Below are 15,203 nucleotides of genomic sequence, written 5' to 3'. Positions count from 1 at the left end.
CCCCGTTCCCTGTCTTGATTGTGCGCTCATCCGTTCGACAGTGGCCATCCGTGACCGTGACCGGCCGCCACGGCGGTTCGGGACCGGGCGCCCGGGTACCCGGGCCGCAGCCAGGACCCGGTGCCCCCGGACCCGCCGGGCCGGACCGGCCGGCGGAGGGAGCGCGGCACGATGAAGGCAGTGACCTGGCAGGGCAAGCGCGACGTACGGGTGGACACCGTGCCCGACCCGACGATCCAGGAACCGACGGACGCCGTCATCCGCATCACGTCCAGCGGCCTGTGCGGCTCCGATCTGCACCTGTACGAGGTGCTCACCCCGTTCATGACCCCGGGCGACATCCTCGGCCACGAGCCCATGGGCATCGTCGAGGCGGTCGGCGCCGGGGTGCCCGACCTCAAGGCCGGCGACCGGGTGGTGGTGCCGTTCCAGATCGCCTGCGGCAACTGCTGGATGTGTCTGAACGCGCTGCCCACCCAGTGCGAGACCACCCAGGTCACCGGCGAGGGCATGGGCGCCGCCCTGTTCGGCTACACCCGCCTCTACGGCGCGGTGCCGGGCGCCCAGGCCGAGTATCTGCGCGTGCCACAGGCCCAGTTCGGGCCCATCAAGGTGCCCGAGGGGCCGCCCGACGACCGTTACGTCTACCTCTCCGACGTCCTGCCCACCGCCTGGCAGGCGGTCGCCTACGCGGACGTCCCGCAGGGCGGCAGCGTCGCCGTGTTCGGCCTCGGCCCCATCGGCGACATGGCCTGCCGGGTCGCCCAGGTGCGCGGCGCGGGCCGGGTCTTCGGCATCGACCTGGTGGGCGACCGGCTGCGCCGGGCCCGCGCGCGGGGCGTCGAGACGTACGACCTGAGGAGCTTCGACAGCGAGAAGGAGCTGGTCACCGCGATCCGCGACGAGACCGACGGCCGCGGCCCCGACGCCGTGATCGACGCCGTCGGCACCGAGGCGCACGGCAGCGCGGCCGCTCGCATGATCCAGAACGCCTCCGCCCTGCTGCCGCGGAAACTGAGCGGACCGCTTGCGGAACGTTTCAGCGTCGACCGCCTGGCCGCCCTGCACACCGCCATCGAGCTGGTGCGTCGCGGCGGGACCCTCTCCCTGGTCGGCGTCTACGGCGGCACGGCCGACCCGCTGCCGATGCTCACCCTGTTCGACAAGCAGCTCCAGATCCGCATGGGCCAGGCCAATGTGCGCCGCTGGAGCGACGACATCCTGCCGTACCTCACCGACGAGGACCCCCTCGGCGTCGACGACTTCGCCACCCACCGCGTGCCGCTCGAGGACGCCCCGCACGCGTACGAGATGTTCCAGCGCAAGCAGGACGGCGCGGTGAAGGTCCTGATGACGCCGTGAGCCGGTCTGATCAGCTCTTCGGCGCCGGCCCCAGGATCTCCGCCAGGTCGTAGCGCACCGGTTCCTCCAACTGCGCGTACGTGCAGCTCTGCGGGGTGCGGTCCGGACGCCAGCGACGGAAGCGGGCCGTGTGCCGGAACCGTGCCCCGTTCTCCATGTGGTCGTACGCCACCTCGGCCACCCGTTCGGGCCGCAGCGGCACCCAGGACAGGTCCTTCTTGCCCGACCAACGGCTCGGCGCCCCCGGCAGTCGGGCCGTCTCGTGGGCGGCCTCCTGGGACCAGGCCGCCCACGGATGGCTCGCCGCGTCCTGCATGCGCAGCGGTTCCAGCTCCTCGACCAGCTCCGCCCGGCGTTTCATCGGGAACGCGGCGGACACGCCCACGTGTTGCAGCGTGCCCCGGTCGTCGTACAGGCCCAACAGCAGCGAGCCCACGACCGGCCCGCTCTTGTGGAAGCGGTATCCGGCGACCACGACGTCCGCGGTGCGCTCGTGCTTGACCTTGAACATGGCACGCTCGTCCTGGAGGTAACGCAGGGTGAGCGGTTTCGCGATCACGCCGTCCAGGCCCGCGCCCTCGTACTCCTCGAACCACTGCCGGGCCACCTCGACGTCGGTCGTCGCCGGCGCCACGTGCACGGGTGGGGTGACCCCGGCCAGCGCCCTGGTCAGCAGGTCCCGCCGGTCGCTCAGGGGCACGTCGAGCAGCGCCTTGTCGGCCAGCGCCAGAAGGTCGAACACGACGAAGGACGCCGGGGTCCGCTCGGCCAGCGTGCGCACCCGGGAGTCCGCCGGGTGGATGCGCTCCGTGAGCGCGTCGAAGTCGAGCCGGCCCTCCCGTGCGATCACGATCTCCCCGTCCAGCACACAGCGCTCCGGCACCCGCTCCCGCAGCGCCTCCACCAGCTCGGGGAAATACCTGGTAAGCGGTTTCCCGGTACGGCTGCCCAGCTCGACCTCGTCCCCGTCGCGGAACACGATCGCCCGGAAGCCGTCCCACTTCGCCTCGTACTGCATGCCCGGCGGAATAGCCGTCACCGACTTGGCGAGCATCGGCTTCACGGGTGGCATCACCGGCAGATCCATCCTCCGATTCTGCGCGCCTCTCGCGCGCGGCGCCCGGTGTGCGACCGGATGCCGCCCGATGGCCGAGGCAAGCCGATCCGAGCTGATGCGAGGTCTCGGAGGTATGTCTACCGTGGCTCGCATGGGTGATGCGGTGGAACTGGAAGTGGCCGGGCGGACGGTACGGCTGTCCAGTCCGGACAAGGTGTTCTTCCCGGAACGCGGCTTCACCAAGCTGGACCTCGCCCGCTACTACCAGGCGGTCGCCCCCGGCATCCTGCGCGCCCTGCACAACCGCCCCACCACCCTGGAGCGCTACCCGGAGGGTGTGACCGGCGAGTCCTTCTTCCAGAAGCGGGCGCCGAAGAACATGCCCGACTGGATCCCGACCGCCCACATCACCTTCCCGAGCGGGCGCAGCGCGGACGAGATGTGCCCGACGGAGGAGGCGGCCGTCCTGTGGGCGGCCCAGTACGGCACCCTCACCTTCCACCCCTGGCCCGTCCGCCGCACCGACGTCGACCACCCCGACGAACTGCGCGTCGACCTCGACCCGCAGCCCGGCACCGACTTCGACGACGCCGTCCGCGCCGCCCACGAACTGCGCGCCGTCCTCGACGAGTTCGGCGGCCTGCGCGGTTTCCCCAAGACCTCCGGCGGCCGCGGCCTGCATGTCTTCGTGCCGATCGAGCCGAGATGGACCTTCACCCAGGTCCGGCGCGCCGCCATCGCCGTGGGCCGGGAGCTGGAACGGCGGATGCCGGACCACGTGACCATCAAGTGGTGGAAGGAGGAGCGGGGCGAACGCATCTTCGTGGACTACAACCAGACGGCCAGGGACCGCACGATCGCCTCCGCCTATTCCGTGCGCCCCCTCCCGCACGCCCCCGTGTCGGCGCCTCTGAGCTGGGACGAGGTCGGGATCGCGCACCCGCGGGACTTCGACATCGCCACCATGCCCGCACGCTTCGCCGAACTCGGCGATGTGCACACGGACATGGACGATCACCGCTTCTCGCTGGAGGCCCTGCTCGAACTCGCCCGCCGGGACGAACACGACCACGGGCTGGGCGATCTGCCGTATCCGCCGGAGTACCCGAAGATGCCGGGGGAGCCGAAGCGGGTGCAGCCGAGCCGGGCGAAGAAGGAGGCGTCCCCGGCCGAGGCCGAGGCGCCTCCTCCGGACGCTACAACTCCTTGATCCGGACGTCCCGGTACGAGACGACGTCCGTCGTGCTGTGCACCTGGAGCCCGATGTAGCCGGACGCGAACCGCCGTCCGTCCGTGCCCGGGTCGTCCGAGCGGGGCGGGGAGAACTCCTGGCCGCCGATGTTGTCGAACTCGTTGATGAGCACGCCGTTGCGGAAGACCGAGTAGTGCTGGTCGACCACCCGGATCTCGTAGTCGTTCCAGGTGCCCTTCTGCGTGACGCCGGCCCCGGCGAGTCCCACCCGGTCGAAGCCGTACACCGAGCCCGTCTTGTACATGTCGCCGTCGGGCCGGTCGAGCACCTGCACCTCGTGGCCGTACTTGATGGCGACCCACTCCGGCCGCGGCTCCTCGGGGTGGTCATGGACCCACGGGAAGCGCACGAGCACACCGGAGTTGGCGTTGCCCGTGCCGGGCGCGTCGTCGCGCCACTGCAGCTTCAGCGAGAAGTCGCCGTACTTGCGCTGCGGGAACCACAGCATGCCGAGTCCGTCCCGTGTCGTGCCGGAGGTGATCGACCCGTCGGCGTTCAGTGCGAACGAGCCGCCGCCCACCTGCTGCCATCGCGCGAACGACTCCGCGGTTCCGTCGAGGATGGTGCGGTAGCCCTCGGTCTGGCCGGGCGTGCCGATCCCGGACTCGCGGGCCGCCTGCTGGATCGCGTCGTACTCGCGGCCGTCGACGACCCCGTCGGCGAACAGCTTGTCCAGGACCGTCTTCACGTGCTTGAGGAACAGCGCGTGGGACGTCCACTCCTTCTCGTCCTCGATCAACTCGTTGATGCGGCACCGGCTGTCGGTCAGCCGGTTCGGCACCCCGGAGTCGACCGTGCCCACGATGACCGTCAACCGCTCGTCGAACTCGGGGCAGTTGGGGGCCGGGACGTGACTGGACACCACCGTGAAGGTGACCGTGCGCGCGGTGGAGGTGTTGCCCGCCTTGTCGATGGCCCGGTAGGCGAGGGTGTGCGGACCGGCCCGGTCGACGGTCACCGGTGCGATGTAGGCGAGGTACGGTCCGCTGTCGAGCGAATACTCGATCCGGTCGACACCCGACCCGCCCGCGTCCGTCGCGCTCACGGTCACCTTGGCGTTGCCGACATACGCCCCGTCGGAGTTCTTCGTGCCGTCGACGGTCACGCCGGTCACCGGGGGCGTGGTGTCCTGCGGGGCCGCCGCGACCACCGTGAACCGGACGTCCTTGTCGGCGGACACGTTGCCCGCCTTGTCGGTGGCCCGGTAGCGCACCGTGTGGGCGCCCGCCTGGTGCACCATCACGGGCGCCGTATAGCGCTGCCAGGCACCGGAGTTCACCGCGTACTCGATGGTGTTGACCCCGGAGCCGGTGTCGGAGGCGGACACGGTGACGGTGGCCATGTCGACGTACGTCCCGTCGGCGTTCTGCTCACCGGTCACTGTCGCGGAGGTGTCCGGTGGCGCCGTGTCGTCGGAGGGCCGGGCGACGACCGTGAACGCGACGCTCTTCTCGGCCGAGACGTTGCCCGCCTTGTCGAACGCCCGGTAGCGGACCCGGTGGGCGCCGACCTGGTCGACGACGACGGGGGCGGTGTACGGGATCCAGCCGGCCAGGTCGTCGACGGCGTACTGAATGCTGTCGACGCCGGACCCGCCGTCGTCCGTCGCGCCGATCGCGACACTCGCCGAGCCGACGTACTCGCCCTGCGCGTTCTGTGTGCCGGTGACCTGCGCAGCCGTCTCGGGCGCGGTCGTGTCCTCGCCGCCGCCCTCGGTGACCACGAGAATGCCCTGCATCTGGCCGTGGCCGGGGATCGTGCAGTGGTAGAAGTAGCGGCCCGGCGTGAGGGTGACCTCGGCGGTGTGGCGGCCGCCCATGTCGTCGTTCGGGTTGGCCAGGATGTTCAGCGTGACGTCGTCGTTGAACTCGGGATCGTTCGTGACGAACGTCAACGTGTGGGGCATGCCGGTGGTGTTGCCGGTGGCCGCGCTGTTCTCGAAGACGATCGTCGCCTGACCCGCCACCGCCGTGGTCGGCGCCGACACGTACGCGGTGATGCCGTCGCCCGCGGTCCAGGTGAGCACCTGGGCGGCAGCCGCCGGTTCGGACTGTGCCGCCGCTGCCGTCGTCGGTGCCGCCTGCAGTCCGAGCATCATCAGTACGGCCGCCAAGAGGACCGGCCAGATTCTTCGTTGCCGTGTTCGCCGTTTCACCGCGCTCCCCCCGCCAGTTCGCCGACGGCCGGTGTCGGACCGCCGCCGGTGTAAGTGACCCGCCACAGCGCCGACTTGGCGTCCGAGGTGAAGAAGCCGCGGCCGTAGTCGAGGACGTACAGGGCGCCGTCCGGACCGAACTTCCAGTCCATCAGGTTCTTGATGCCGTCGTTGCCGACGGGCACGATCTTCTTCAGCGACTCCGAGTGCACCGGCAGACCGCCCGACCCTTGCGTCTTCGGGTCCATGACCACGGCGTTGCGCGGCTGGTCGGCGTCGTAGAAGTCGCCGACGAACCACTTGCCGTCCCAGTACGCGGGCCACTTGGCCGCGCTCGCGCTCGTGGCGTCGTAACGGTAGACGGGCCCGTTCATCGCGGCCTGCCCGCCGCCCTTGAGCCACGGCAGCCGGTAGGTCGCCTGGTCCTTGCGGTACGAGGGGACGCCGCTCGCGTCGCGCGGGTAGTCGGGTGCGCCGCCCTGGGGCGAGTACCAGATGTTGTTCCCGGTGATCGGCGGCAGGTTGACCAGGCCGTCGTTGTTCGGCGACTCGTTCTTCGGGTGGTCGCAGTCGTACCAGCCCAGCGGCTGCGAGGGATCGGGCAGGTTGCGGTCCCGGTAGGGCTGCTTGTTGCCCATGCAGTACGGCCAACCCCGGTTGCTCGCCTGGGTGATGACGGCGAACGTGTCGTACTTCGCCGGCCCCCACGTCGTCGACGGGTCGCCGGCGTCGGGACCGACCCAGCCCGCGTACAGGATGTCGGTCGTGCGGTCGACGAAGATCCGCGCGGGGTTGCGGACGCCCATCACATAGATCTCGCCGCGCGTCTTGCCGCCGCCCTCGGCGGTCTCCCGGCCCGTGAAGAGGTTCCCCGCCGGAAGCGTGTATGTGCCGTCGGCCTCCGGGTGGATGCGCAGGATCTTGCCGTTGAGGTTGTTGGTGTTTCCGGCGGTGCGGCGCGCGTCGGCGAAGGACACTCCCCTGAAGTTCGGTTGCGGGTTGTTTCCGGAGTAACCGTCGCTGAAACCACTGGAGTTGTTGTCACCGGTGGCGATGTACAGGTTGCCCTTCGAGTCCCAGGACATCCCGCCCCCGGCGTGACAGCAACTGTGTACCTGCACCGGCCACTTGAGCAGCACCTTCTCGCTGTTCAGGTCGAGCCGGTTCGTGGTGGGGTCGAGCGTGAAACGGGAGACGCGCCGCTCGGCCATCCGGGTCTCACGGTTGACGCCCGAGTGGGGTGTGTAGTGCAGGTACACCCAGCCGTTCTGCTCGAACCGCGGGTCGAGCTCGATACCGAGAAGCCCTTCCTCGACCTTGATCAGCTCGTCCCCGCCGCCCTTGTTGCCGAAAACCGTCAACTCCCCGGCCAGGGTGACCTTCTTGGTCGCCGGGTCGTAGACGTGGATCTGCCCCTTGCCCTTGCCGACGTTCGGATTGTTCCAGTCGGTGATCACGGGTTGGGAGGAGTCGGCGCCGCCCCGCCCGATGTAGAGGACCCGACCGTCGGGCGCGGTGACCAGGCCGTGCGGTTCGCCGATCTGGTCGCTCTGCCCAGGCTGGTTGGGCTGGGTCAGCCGCTCCGCCTTGTAGTTCCCGGTGATGGTCGCCTTGCAGTCCGCCTGCACCAGCCGGGTCGTCCACAGCAGCGCGCCGCGCAGATGCGCACGGAAGTCGACCTCGTCGTACGACGACACCGTGCCGCCCATGCCCGTGTAGAAAGAGCGCCCGCCGTCGTAGTCCCGGCACCAACTGACCGGGTGGTCCGCGCCGTTGGCGCTTGCGCCGGGCTGGTACGTCGACTCGCGCACCCGGGCCACGGTGTGCACGTCGCCGGACGGGTTCTTCACCCAGTTCGGCCACAGGTCCGGGCGTTTCCATTCCAGCGGCAGCTCCTTGGTGGCCGGATTCCGTCGGTCGCCGACCTCAACGGTCGCCCGCTGAACGGCCGTCGGACTCGACGCGGCCGGGCGGGCGCCGATCAGACCGGTGAACCAGTTCGAGTACGGCTCGGCGCGGGCCGCGTCGTGAAGGCCGACGAACCCGCCGCCGGCCTCCATATACGCCTCCAGGCCCGCCTCCTGCTCCGGGTCGAGGACGTCACCGCCGCCGGTCAGGAACACGACCGCGTTGTAACGGCCCAGTTCCGTACCGTCGGTGAACACCGAGGCGTCGTCGGTGGCCTCGACCGCGAACCGCTGGTCCGCCGGTCCGGACAGACCGATCCGCTCGATGGCCTCGATCCCGGCGTTCACGACCGGGGACTCGTCCCCGGCCGCGGCCGACCCGTGGAAGATCAGCACACGTACGTTCGCGCCGCCCGGCGGCGACTTCACGGACATCGTTGTCAGGGGTGGATCCGGGGCCGGGCGCGCGTCCGCGGCGGGCGCGGACAGCAGGCCGGCGACGAGCGTCCCGCACGCCACGGTCGTCACCCGGATTCGTCTTTTCGTGCTCAACCCTCGTAAGTGCATGGGCACCTCCTCGGTCACAGCGACAGCGCCAAGGAAGCTAGACCCCTTTGCGTGACTCGCCAATACCTATGGCCGCAATGGCACGAACTTTGTCCTGGGTGTGGAGAAACTGCGGAACGACCGGTACCGTCTCACAGGTTCATCACGGGCACGTCTTCTTCATCGTCGCAAATTCCGTACCAGGGTGGGGAGTTCGGCATGGACAGACGCGGGTTCAACCGCCGGGTGCTGCTGGGCGGCGCCGCCGTCGCGACATCGCTGTCCCTGGGCCCGGAGGCGGTGAGCGCCGATCAGCCGGCGACGTTCGCGCCGCCGGGGGGAGCGGTCAGACATCTCAAGCTGTACGCCGAGAAGCTCCCCGACGGGCAGTTCGGCTACGGCTTCGAGAAGGGCAGGGCGACCATCCCCGGGCCGCTCATCGAACTCAACGAGGGCGACACCGTCCACATCGAGTTCGAGAACACCCTGGATGTGGCGGTGAGTCTGCACGTCCACGGGTTGGACTACGAAGTGTCCAGCGACGGAACGAAGTTGAACGGGAGTGACGTCGAACCCGGCGGCACCCGCACCTACACCTGGCGCACCCACGCCCCCGACCGCCGCGCCGACGGCACCTGGCGGGCGGGCAGCGCGGGCTACTGGCACTACCACGACCACGTCGTCGGAACGGAACACGGCACGGGCGGCATCCGCAAGGGCCTGTACGGGCCGGTGATCGTCCGGCGCAAGGGCGACGTCCTGCCCGATGTGACCCACACGATCGTCTTCAACGACATGACGATCAACAACAGACCCGCCCACTCGGGCCACCAGGGCCCCGACTTCGAGGCGACGGTGGGCGACCGGGTCGAGTTCGTGGTGATCACGCACGGCGAGTACTACCACACCTTCCATATGCACGGTCATCGATGGGCCGACAACCGCACCGGCATGCTCACCGGCCCCGACGACCCCAGCCAGGTCATCGACAACAAGATCGTGGGCCCCGCCGACTCCTTCGGCTTCCAGGTGCTCGCGGGGGAGGGAGTGGGCGCGGGCGCGTGGATGTACCACTGCCATGTGCAGAGCCACTCAGACATGGGGATGGTCGGACTGTTCCTGGTGAAGAAGCCCGACGGCACGATCCCCGAGTACGAGCCGCACGGGCCGCACGAGCCGCACGCGGCGGGGGAGTCGGGCGACACGGACAGGACACCCGAGACGCACCGGCACTGAGGACCGACGGCGAGAGCGCTCTCACCGTGCTCGTGGCCCGGAGCTATCCTGATCGGCAGCCGGCCAGGAGGAGCTCCGAAGTGACCGAGACAGTGCCGCGTCCCACCCTGGAGGCCGTGGCCGCGCGGGCCGGGGTCTCCCGGGCGACCGTGTCACGAGTCGTCAACGGCGGGGACGGCGTCCGGGAGCCGCTCGTGGAGCGGGTCCGGCGGGCTGTGGAGGAACTCGGGTACGTCCCCAACCAGGCCGCGCGCAGTCTGGTGACGAAGCGGCACGACGCCGTCGCCGTCGTCATCGCCGAACCGGAGACCCGGGTCTTCGCAGACCCCTTCTTCGCGCTTCAACTTCGCGGCATCAGCAAGGAGTTGACGGCCCACGACAACCAGCTCGTGCTGCTGCTCACCGAAGGCCGCGACGACCACGCGCGGGTCGCCCGCTACCTCGCCGGCCATCATGTCGACGGGGCGCTGGTCTTCTCCCTGCACCTCGACGACCCGCTCCCCGGCCTGATCCAGGGCGCCGGCGTCCCGACCGTGTTCGGTGGCCGACCCGGATGGAGCGACGGCACACGGGACGTGGTGTATGTCGACAGCGACAACCGCGGCGGCGCCCGCGAGGCCGTACGCCTGCTGGCCGGCCTCGGCCGGACCCGTATCGCACACCTCACCGGCCCCCTCGACCAGACGTCCGCGGCGGACCGGCTCGACGGGTACCGGGAGGTCATGGGCGACACCGATCCGCGGCTCGTCGTAGAGGGCGACTTCACCCCCGGCGGCGGCGAGCGGGCCATGCGCGAACTCCTCGACCGCTGCCCCGACGTCGACGCCGTGTTCGCCGCCAACGACCTCACCGCCGCGGGCGCCCTGCGCGTCCTGCGCGAGAGCGGACGGCGCGTGCCGGAGGACGTCGCGGTGGTCGGCTTCGATGACATGCTGCCCGTCGCCGAACAGACCGACCCGCCGCTGACGACGGTCCGTCAGGACATCGAGGAGATGGGCCGGATCATGGCCCGCCTCCTGCTGCGCCGCCTCGACCGGCACACCGCCGACGACGAACCGGGCGGCGTGATCCTGCCGACCACGGTGGTGCGCCGCACTTCGGCGTAGCCCGGCCCGTCCCTCACCGCCTCACGTCTCCTGCGGCACGCTCTTGATCACCGCGAAGCGTGCGCCGTACGGGTCGGCGAGTTTGGCGATACGGCCCACGCCCTGGACGTCCGTGGCGGGCATCCGCGTTCTGGCGCCCCGTTCCTCCGCCTTGGCGACGACCGCGTCCACATCGGTGACCTCGAAGTACGGCAGCCAGTACGGCGCCGACTCGGCCTCCGTCGGATCGTCGGCCAGCGGGACGATCCCGCCGAACATCGCCTCCTCCCCGGCGCCGGCGGGGTTGACGCAGGTGTACGTGCCGCCCGGGAAGGGGACGGCCGAGGTCTCCAGACCCAGTGTCGTGTTGTAGAAGGCGGCCGCCGCGGCGATGTCCGGCGTGTACAGCTCGACCCAGCACAGGGAGCCGGGCTCGTTCGCCACGTCCACGCCCTTGGTCAGCGCCGGCTGCCAGATGCCGAACGGCACGCCCGCCTGGTCGGCGAGGACCGCCATCGTGCCCTGGCCCATCACGTCCATCGGTGGGAAGAACACCCTGCCGTGGGCCTGTTCGGCGGCCTTGGCCGTGGACTCCGCGTCCGGTGTCTGGAAGTACACCGTCCACGACGGCGGGCCCTGCTCGGGAGTCGTCTGCACGCCGCCCGCCACGGTCTTCCCGTCCAGCTGGAAGAAGCCGTAGCCGCCGGCGTCGGGCCCTGCCGACTGGAAGCGCCAGCCGAAGAGCGCGCCGTAGAAGGAGGTGGCGCCGTCGATGTCGGACGTGCCGACGTCGATCCAGTTGGGAGCGCCGTTGACGAAACGGGTGGTGAGCATCATTGCCCTCCTCGAAGGGGTCCCGTTCTCTGCACTGCCGAGTCTGGCACCGCCCACTGACAATCGCTGCCGGGGCATGACGACGGGCGGGGAGGCGTGAGGGAAGACGGGCGGGAAGCGGGTCCGTGCGTTCCGCGCGCCGCCGTGCCTCGTAGTCGTCGCCGGGGCATCATCGGGGCGGCCGGGGCCGTGCCGCGGCGCGTATATGCGGCGTTGATGGAACGTTTTTCGCCGCGGGGCACGATTCTCGCCATGTACACCGACACGATTCCCACACCCGACCTCGCCTGGCAGCGGGAAGCGCTGTGCGCGCAGACCGGCGCGGACTTCTTCTTCCCCGAGCCCGGCAGTTCCGTGCGGGAGGCGAAGCGCATCTGCGGCATGTGCGAGATGCGGACCGCCTGCCTCGACTACGCCCTGGCCAACGACGAACGCTTCGGCGTCTGGGGCGGACTGTCCGAGAAGGAACGCCTGCAGATCAGGCGCACGGCACACTGACCCGTACGTCGCGCTGACCCCGAAATCCGAGAGACCGCGTCGCGGGGGTGCGGTTAGGATCCGGGGGTCATCATCCCCCGGGGTAGCGTTCGTCTCCGATCCATTGCAACGAGCAAGGGTGTGCCTGTTGCGTTGACGATGGACTCATTGCAACGATTTACCTATCGTGAACTGCACTGATGCCATTCATGCGCAACAATTGCGTTGCTGAATGGGTGAATGCAACGTAGCTTTTCCCTCATGGGAAACAATGGGGTGGGGGCCTCGCGGGGCGAAGGACGCACGTTCGGCGAAGTGGGCGATCGAGGGGGGTGGATCATGGAGGCAGCACGGATTCAGGCAGCGCGGGTTCAGCATTCGGCGACACCCGCGGCCTCCACCGCCTTCGCCCGCTTCGTGCTCTGCGGCGGCGGAGTGGGGCTCGCCTCCAGCTTCGCCGTGGCGGCCCTCGGCTTGTGGCTTCCCTGGGTGCTGGCCAACGCCCTGGTCACCGCGGGGTCCACGCTGCTCGCCACCGAGCTGCACGCCCGCTTCACCTTCGGCGCGGGCGGTCGCGCGACCTGGCGCCAGCATGCGCAGTCGGCCGGGTCCGCGGTGGCCGCGTATGCGGTGACCTGTGTGGCGATGCTTTTCCTGCGGCAACTGGTGGCGGCGCCCGGCGCGGTGCTCGAACAGGTCGTCTACCTGTCCGCCTCCGCACTCGCCGGTGTCGCGCGGTTCGCGGTGCTGCGCCTCGTCGTCTTCGCGCGGCACCGCTCGCAGGTCGCGGCCACCGTCCGAGCCGTCCGTCCCGTCCCGGCCGCCGTGGCCCGGGCCGCGGCGGCCGACAGGCGGGCGGCGCTCTGCCGCGCGGCCTGACCGCTCCCCACAACACGTTGGCCGGCCACCACCGGGACGCGGCGATGCCTCTGCGTCCGGACAGCCCGAACGGCCCGCGCCGGATTCGGTTTCCTGCGCGAGCCGTTCGTGGGACCGGTGGGACGAGAGGGCGGTCAGCCCGCGGCGCGGGCCGCCATGCGGGCCTTGCGTGCGGCCAGCTTCTCGTCGAACTTCAGGGCCTCCGCGTCCAGACCGCCCATGTACAGGCCGATCTCCTCCTGCGCCCGCTGCCCCTCGGGGCCGAGACCGTCGATGTCCATGACCTTCAGGAAGCGCAGCACGGGCTGGATGACGTCGTCGTGGTGGATGCGCATGTTGTAGACCTCGCCGATGGCCATCTGCGCGGCGAACCGCTCGAAGCCGGGCATGCCGTGGCCGGGCATGCGGAAGTTCACGATGACGTCCCGCACCGCCTGCATGGTGAGGTCGGGGGCGAGCTCGAAGGCGGCCTTCAGCAGGTTCCGGTAGAAGACCATGTGCAGGTTCTCGTCGGTCGCGATGCGCGCCAGCATGCGGTCGCAGATCGGGTCGCCGGACTGGTGGCCGGTGTTGCGGTGCGAGACGCGGGTCGCGAGCTCCTGGAAGGCGACGTAGGCCACCGAGTGCAGCATCGAGTGCCGGTTGTCCGACTCGAAGCCCTCGCTCATGTGGGCCATGCGGAACTGCTCCAGCTTGTCCGGGTCCACGGCACGCGAGGCGAGCAGGTAGTCGCGCATCACGATGCCGTGCCGGCCCTCCTCGGCCGTCCAGCGGTGCACCCAGGTGCCCCAGGCGCCGTCCCGGCCGAAGAGCGAGGCGATCTCGTGGTGGTAGCTGGGCAGGTTGTCCTCGGTCAGGAGGTTCACGACCAGCGCGATCCGGCCGATCTCCGTGACCTTCGACTGCTCCTTGTCCCAGGCTTCGCCGTCCTCGAAGAAGCCGGGGAAGTTGCGACCGTCGGACCACGGCACGTACTCGTGCGGCATCCAGTCCTTGGTGACCTTCAGGTGCCGGTTGAGTTCGGTCTCGACCACTTCCTCCAGCGCGTACAGCAGCTTGGCGTCGGTCCAGACGGCTGGGCTGCCGAGGTGAGGGGAGGTGATCGTCACGGGTACTCCAGGGGACGTGAAGCGGAGTGGAACAATCCGGCGAGCGAGGCCGGAACTTACGGGATCGTAGGCTACGAACCCGTAGGTTACGAAGCCGTCGGCTAAGGATGCTGTAAAGATCGCTGATCAGCCGTGTTTCGCCGGGTGATTCGGGGCAGGCCGAACAGCCCCGGGATCCGCAGGTCCCAGGGCTGAAAAGGTGATCCGCTCACCCGTTCAGGCGTACAGGTCGCGCAGCCGCACCGAGAGGCACGTCACACAGCCCTCGAGTTTCTCGTACTCGCTGATGTCGACCACGACGGGCTCGTGACCGAGATCGGCGAGCAGGTCCGCCGTCTTCGGCGCGCTGGCCGCCATGAGCACGTGCGGGCCGCCGAGAAGCACCACGTGCGAGCCGGCCTCCTCGGGCACCGACAGGAAACGCGGGAACAGCGAAGGCCGGTCCACCTTGGGGATGTGCCCGATCACCGTGCCGTCGGGCAGCGCCGTGACCGCCGACTTCAGGTGCAGCACCTTGCTCACCGGTACGGCCACGACCCGCGCCCCGAGCGGTTCGAAGGCGGCCCGCACCTGCTGGACGCCGGCCGCGTTGGTCCGCCCGCCCCGGCCGACGTAGATCGTGTCGCCGACCTTGAGGACGTCACCGCCGTCCAGGGTGCCCGGCTCCCAGATCCAGTTCACCGAGCAGCCGAGGCGCGCCACGGCCTCCTCGACCCCGATGGTCTCCTCGCGCCGTGACTTGGCGCCCGGGCGGGCGATCAGGGCGACGTTCTTGTACATCACCACCGTGTCCTCGACGAAGACGGAGTCCGGGCAGTCGTCGGCCGGATCGACCTCGACGGTCTCCCAACCGTGCGTCCGCAGCGCCTCGGCGTACGCCTCCCACTGCTCCAGGGCGAGCTCCACGTCGACCTTCTCCCGCTCGACATGCGTCACCAGGCCTTCGGCGAGGCGCGGGCTGGGGCGGCGGATGAGGGCCTTCTTGCTGGGCACGTCCAGGTCTCCGAATCGGCGGCGGCGTAGGGCAGGCCCTACCGGCGTCTTGGGGACGACACCGGTCAGCCATCATGCAGCGCCGGACCACGAGGACAAAACCCCGCAGTAACAATATGCCCACCCCGAAACCCACCCCGCCCCCAAAACAACCCCACCCCGCCCTGCGCCGACCCACGGCCGAGCCCCGCCCCCGGCCCCCATCCCAAGCCCCATCCCGAGCCCCGGGCCGCGCCGCGTCCCGAGAGCGGGGCTGAGTCCTGCTCCGCGCCCGGTCCGAGTCCTGGGCTGTGCCCCGTTCCGTGAGTCGG

General features: G+C 70.0%; 12 protein-coding genes. 6 read left to right on the top strand and 6 right to left on the bottom strand.

The window, feature by feature from the left end; genetic code table 11:
- Positions 1–171 precede the first annotated feature (171 nt).
- Positions 172–1,362, top strand: coding sequence for a zinc-dependent alcohol dehydrogenase (locus ACIBTS_RS03270; protein WP_399316184.1), 1,191 nt, complete (start codon positions 172–174; stop codon positions 1,360–1,362).
- A gap of 10 nt (positions 1,363–1,372) precedes the next feature.
- On the opposite strand, the gene ACIBTS_RS03265 is transcribed toward ACIBTS_RS03270, so the two are convergent.
- Positions 1,373–2,449 carry an ATP-dependent DNA ligase gene (locus tag ACIBTS_RS03265; protein ID WP_399316182.1) on the bottom strand — a complete coding sequence of 359 codons (1,077 nt, stop codon included), beginning with the start codon at positions 2,447–2,449 and terminating at the stop codon, positions 1,373–1,375.
- A gap of 121 nt (positions 2,450–2,570) precedes the next feature.
- Between ACIBTS_RS03265 and ligD the strand changes: the two genes are divergently transcribed.
- Positions 2,571–3,629: a non-homologous end-joining DNA ligase gene (gene ligD, locus ACIBTS_RS03260; protein WP_399316180.1), complete on the top strand. Its 1,059-nt coding sequence runs from the start codon at positions 2,571–2,573 to the stop codon at positions 3,627–3,629.
- Here ligD and ACIBTS_RS03255 read toward each other — a convergent pair.
- Entirely contained in the window at positions 3,616–5,769 is a 2,154-nt protein-coding gene (locus ACIBTS_RS03255) for an OmpL47-type beta-barrel domain-containing protein (RefSeq protein ID WP_399316606.1), read from the bottom strand. The two genes, ligD and ACIBTS_RS03255, sit on opposite strands and share 14 nt — an antisense overlap.
- Before the next feature lie 53 nt (positions 5,770–5,822).
- Entirely contained in the window at positions 5,823–8,300 is a 2,478-nt protein-coding gene (locus ACIBTS_RS03250) for a ThuA domain-containing protein (protein WP_399316178.1), read from the bottom strand.
- Positions 8,301–8,498: 198 nt separating this feature from the next.
- Here ACIBTS_RS03250 and ACIBTS_RS03245 point away from each other — a divergent pair, with 198 nt between their 5' ends.
- Both ACIBTS_RS03245 and ACIBTS_RS03240 read left to right on the top strand, forming a co-directional pair.
- Complete coding sequence (locus tag ACIBTS_RS03245; protein ID WP_399316176.1) at positions 8,499–9,515, top strand: multicopper oxidase domain-containing protein; 1,017 nt, start codon at positions 8,499–8,501, stop codon at positions 9,513–9,515.
- Between the two features lie 80 nt (positions 9,516–9,595).
- Positions 9,596–10,621 carry a LacI family DNA-binding transcriptional regulator gene (locus ACIBTS_RS03240; RefSeq protein WP_399316174.1) on the top strand — a complete coding sequence of 342 codons (1,026 nt, stop codon included), beginning with the start codon at positions 9,596–9,598 and terminating at the stop codon, positions 10,619–10,621.
- 21 nt (positions 10,622–10,642) lie between these two features.
- Here the strand turns inward: ACIBTS_RS03240 and ACIBTS_RS03235 are convergent, their stop codons facing one another.
- A complete protein-coding gene (locus tag ACIBTS_RS03235) occupies positions 10,643–11,434 on the bottom strand; it encodes a VOC family protein (protein ID WP_319671243.1) in 792 nt (263 codons plus the stop codon).
- Positions 11,435–11,686: 252 nt separating this feature from the next.
- Between ACIBTS_RS03235 and ACIBTS_RS03230 the strand changes: the two genes are divergently transcribed.
- Both ACIBTS_RS03230 and ACIBTS_RS03225 read left to right on the top strand, forming a co-directional pair.
- Positions 11,687–11,932 (top strand): WhiB family transcriptional regulator, encoded by a 246-nt coding sequence (locus ACIBTS_RS03230; RefSeq protein WP_173877647.1) that lies wholly within the window; start codon positions 11,687–11,689, stop codon positions 11,930–11,932.
- 318 nt (positions 11,933–12,250) lie between these two features.
- Positions 12,251–12,790, top strand: a complete 540-nt coding sequence (locus ACIBTS_RS03225; RefSeq protein ID WP_399316171.1) for a hypothetical protein — start codon at positions 12,251–12,253, stop codon at positions 12,788–12,790.
- A 134-nt stretch (positions 12,791–12,924) separates the two neighbouring features.
- Here ACIBTS_RS03225 and ACIBTS_RS03220 read toward each other — a convergent pair whose 3' ends face one another.
- Both ACIBTS_RS03220 and ddaH read right to left on the bottom strand, forming a co-directional pair.
- A complete protein-coding gene (locus tag ACIBTS_RS03220) occupies positions 12,925–13,899 on the bottom strand; it encodes an acyl-ACP desaturase (protein ID WP_399316169.1) in 975 nt (324 codons plus the stop codon).
- 216 nt (positions 13,900–14,115) lie between these two features.
- Positions 14,116–14,892, bottom strand: coding sequence for a dimethylargininase (ddaH, locus tag ACIBTS_RS03215; RefSeq protein WP_399316167.1), 777 nt, complete (start codon positions 14,890–14,892; stop codon positions 14,116–14,118).
- Positions 14,893–15,203 lie beyond the last annotated feature (311 nt).

This window comes from Streptomyces sp. NPDC050121, assembly GCF_044460385.1.
Taxonomy (GTDB): domain Bacteria; phylum Actinomycetota; class Actinomycetes; order Streptomycetales; family Streptomycetaceae; genus Streptomyces; species Streptomyces soliscabiei.
This window is presented reverse-complemented; position numbering and strand designations above follow the sequence as displayed.

Coding starts and splice junctions, on each gene's coding strand:
- ACIBTS_RS03230 (WP_173877647.1), top strand. CDS start 11,687: ATGTACACCGACACGATTCCCACACCCGACCTCGCCTGGCAGCGGGAA.
- ACIBTS_RS03270 (WP_399316184.1), top strand. CDS start 172: ATGAAGGCAGTGACCTGGCAGGGCAAGCGCGACGTACGGGTGGACACC.
- ACIBTS_RS03245 (WP_399316176.1), top strand. CDS start 8,499: ATGGACAGACGCGGGTTCAACCGCCGGGTGCTGCTGGGCGGCGCCGCC.
- ACIBTS_RS03250 (WP_399316178.1), bottom strand. CDS start 8,300: ATGCACTTACGAGGGTTGAGCACGAAAAGACGAATCCGGGTGACGACC.
- ACIBTS_RS03255 (WP_399316606.1), bottom strand. CDS start 5,769: ATGATGCTCGGACTGCAGGCGGCACCGACGACGGCAGCGGCGGCACAG.
- ACIBTS_RS03265 (WP_399316182.1), bottom strand. CDS start 2,449: ATGGATCTGCCGGTGATGCCACCCGTGAAGCCGATGCTCGCCAAGTCG.
- ligD (WP_399316180.1), top strand. CDS start 2,571: ATGGGTGATGCGGTGGAACTGGAAGTGGCCGGGCGGACGGTACGGCTG.
- ACIBTS_RS03225 (WP_399316171.1), top strand. CDS start 12,251: ATGGAGGCAGCACGGATTCAGGCAGCGCGGGTTCAGCATTCGGCGACA.
- ACIBTS_RS03235 (WP_319671243.1), bottom strand. CDS start 11,434: ATGCTCACCACCCGTTTCGTCAACGGCGCTCCCAACTGGATCGACGTC.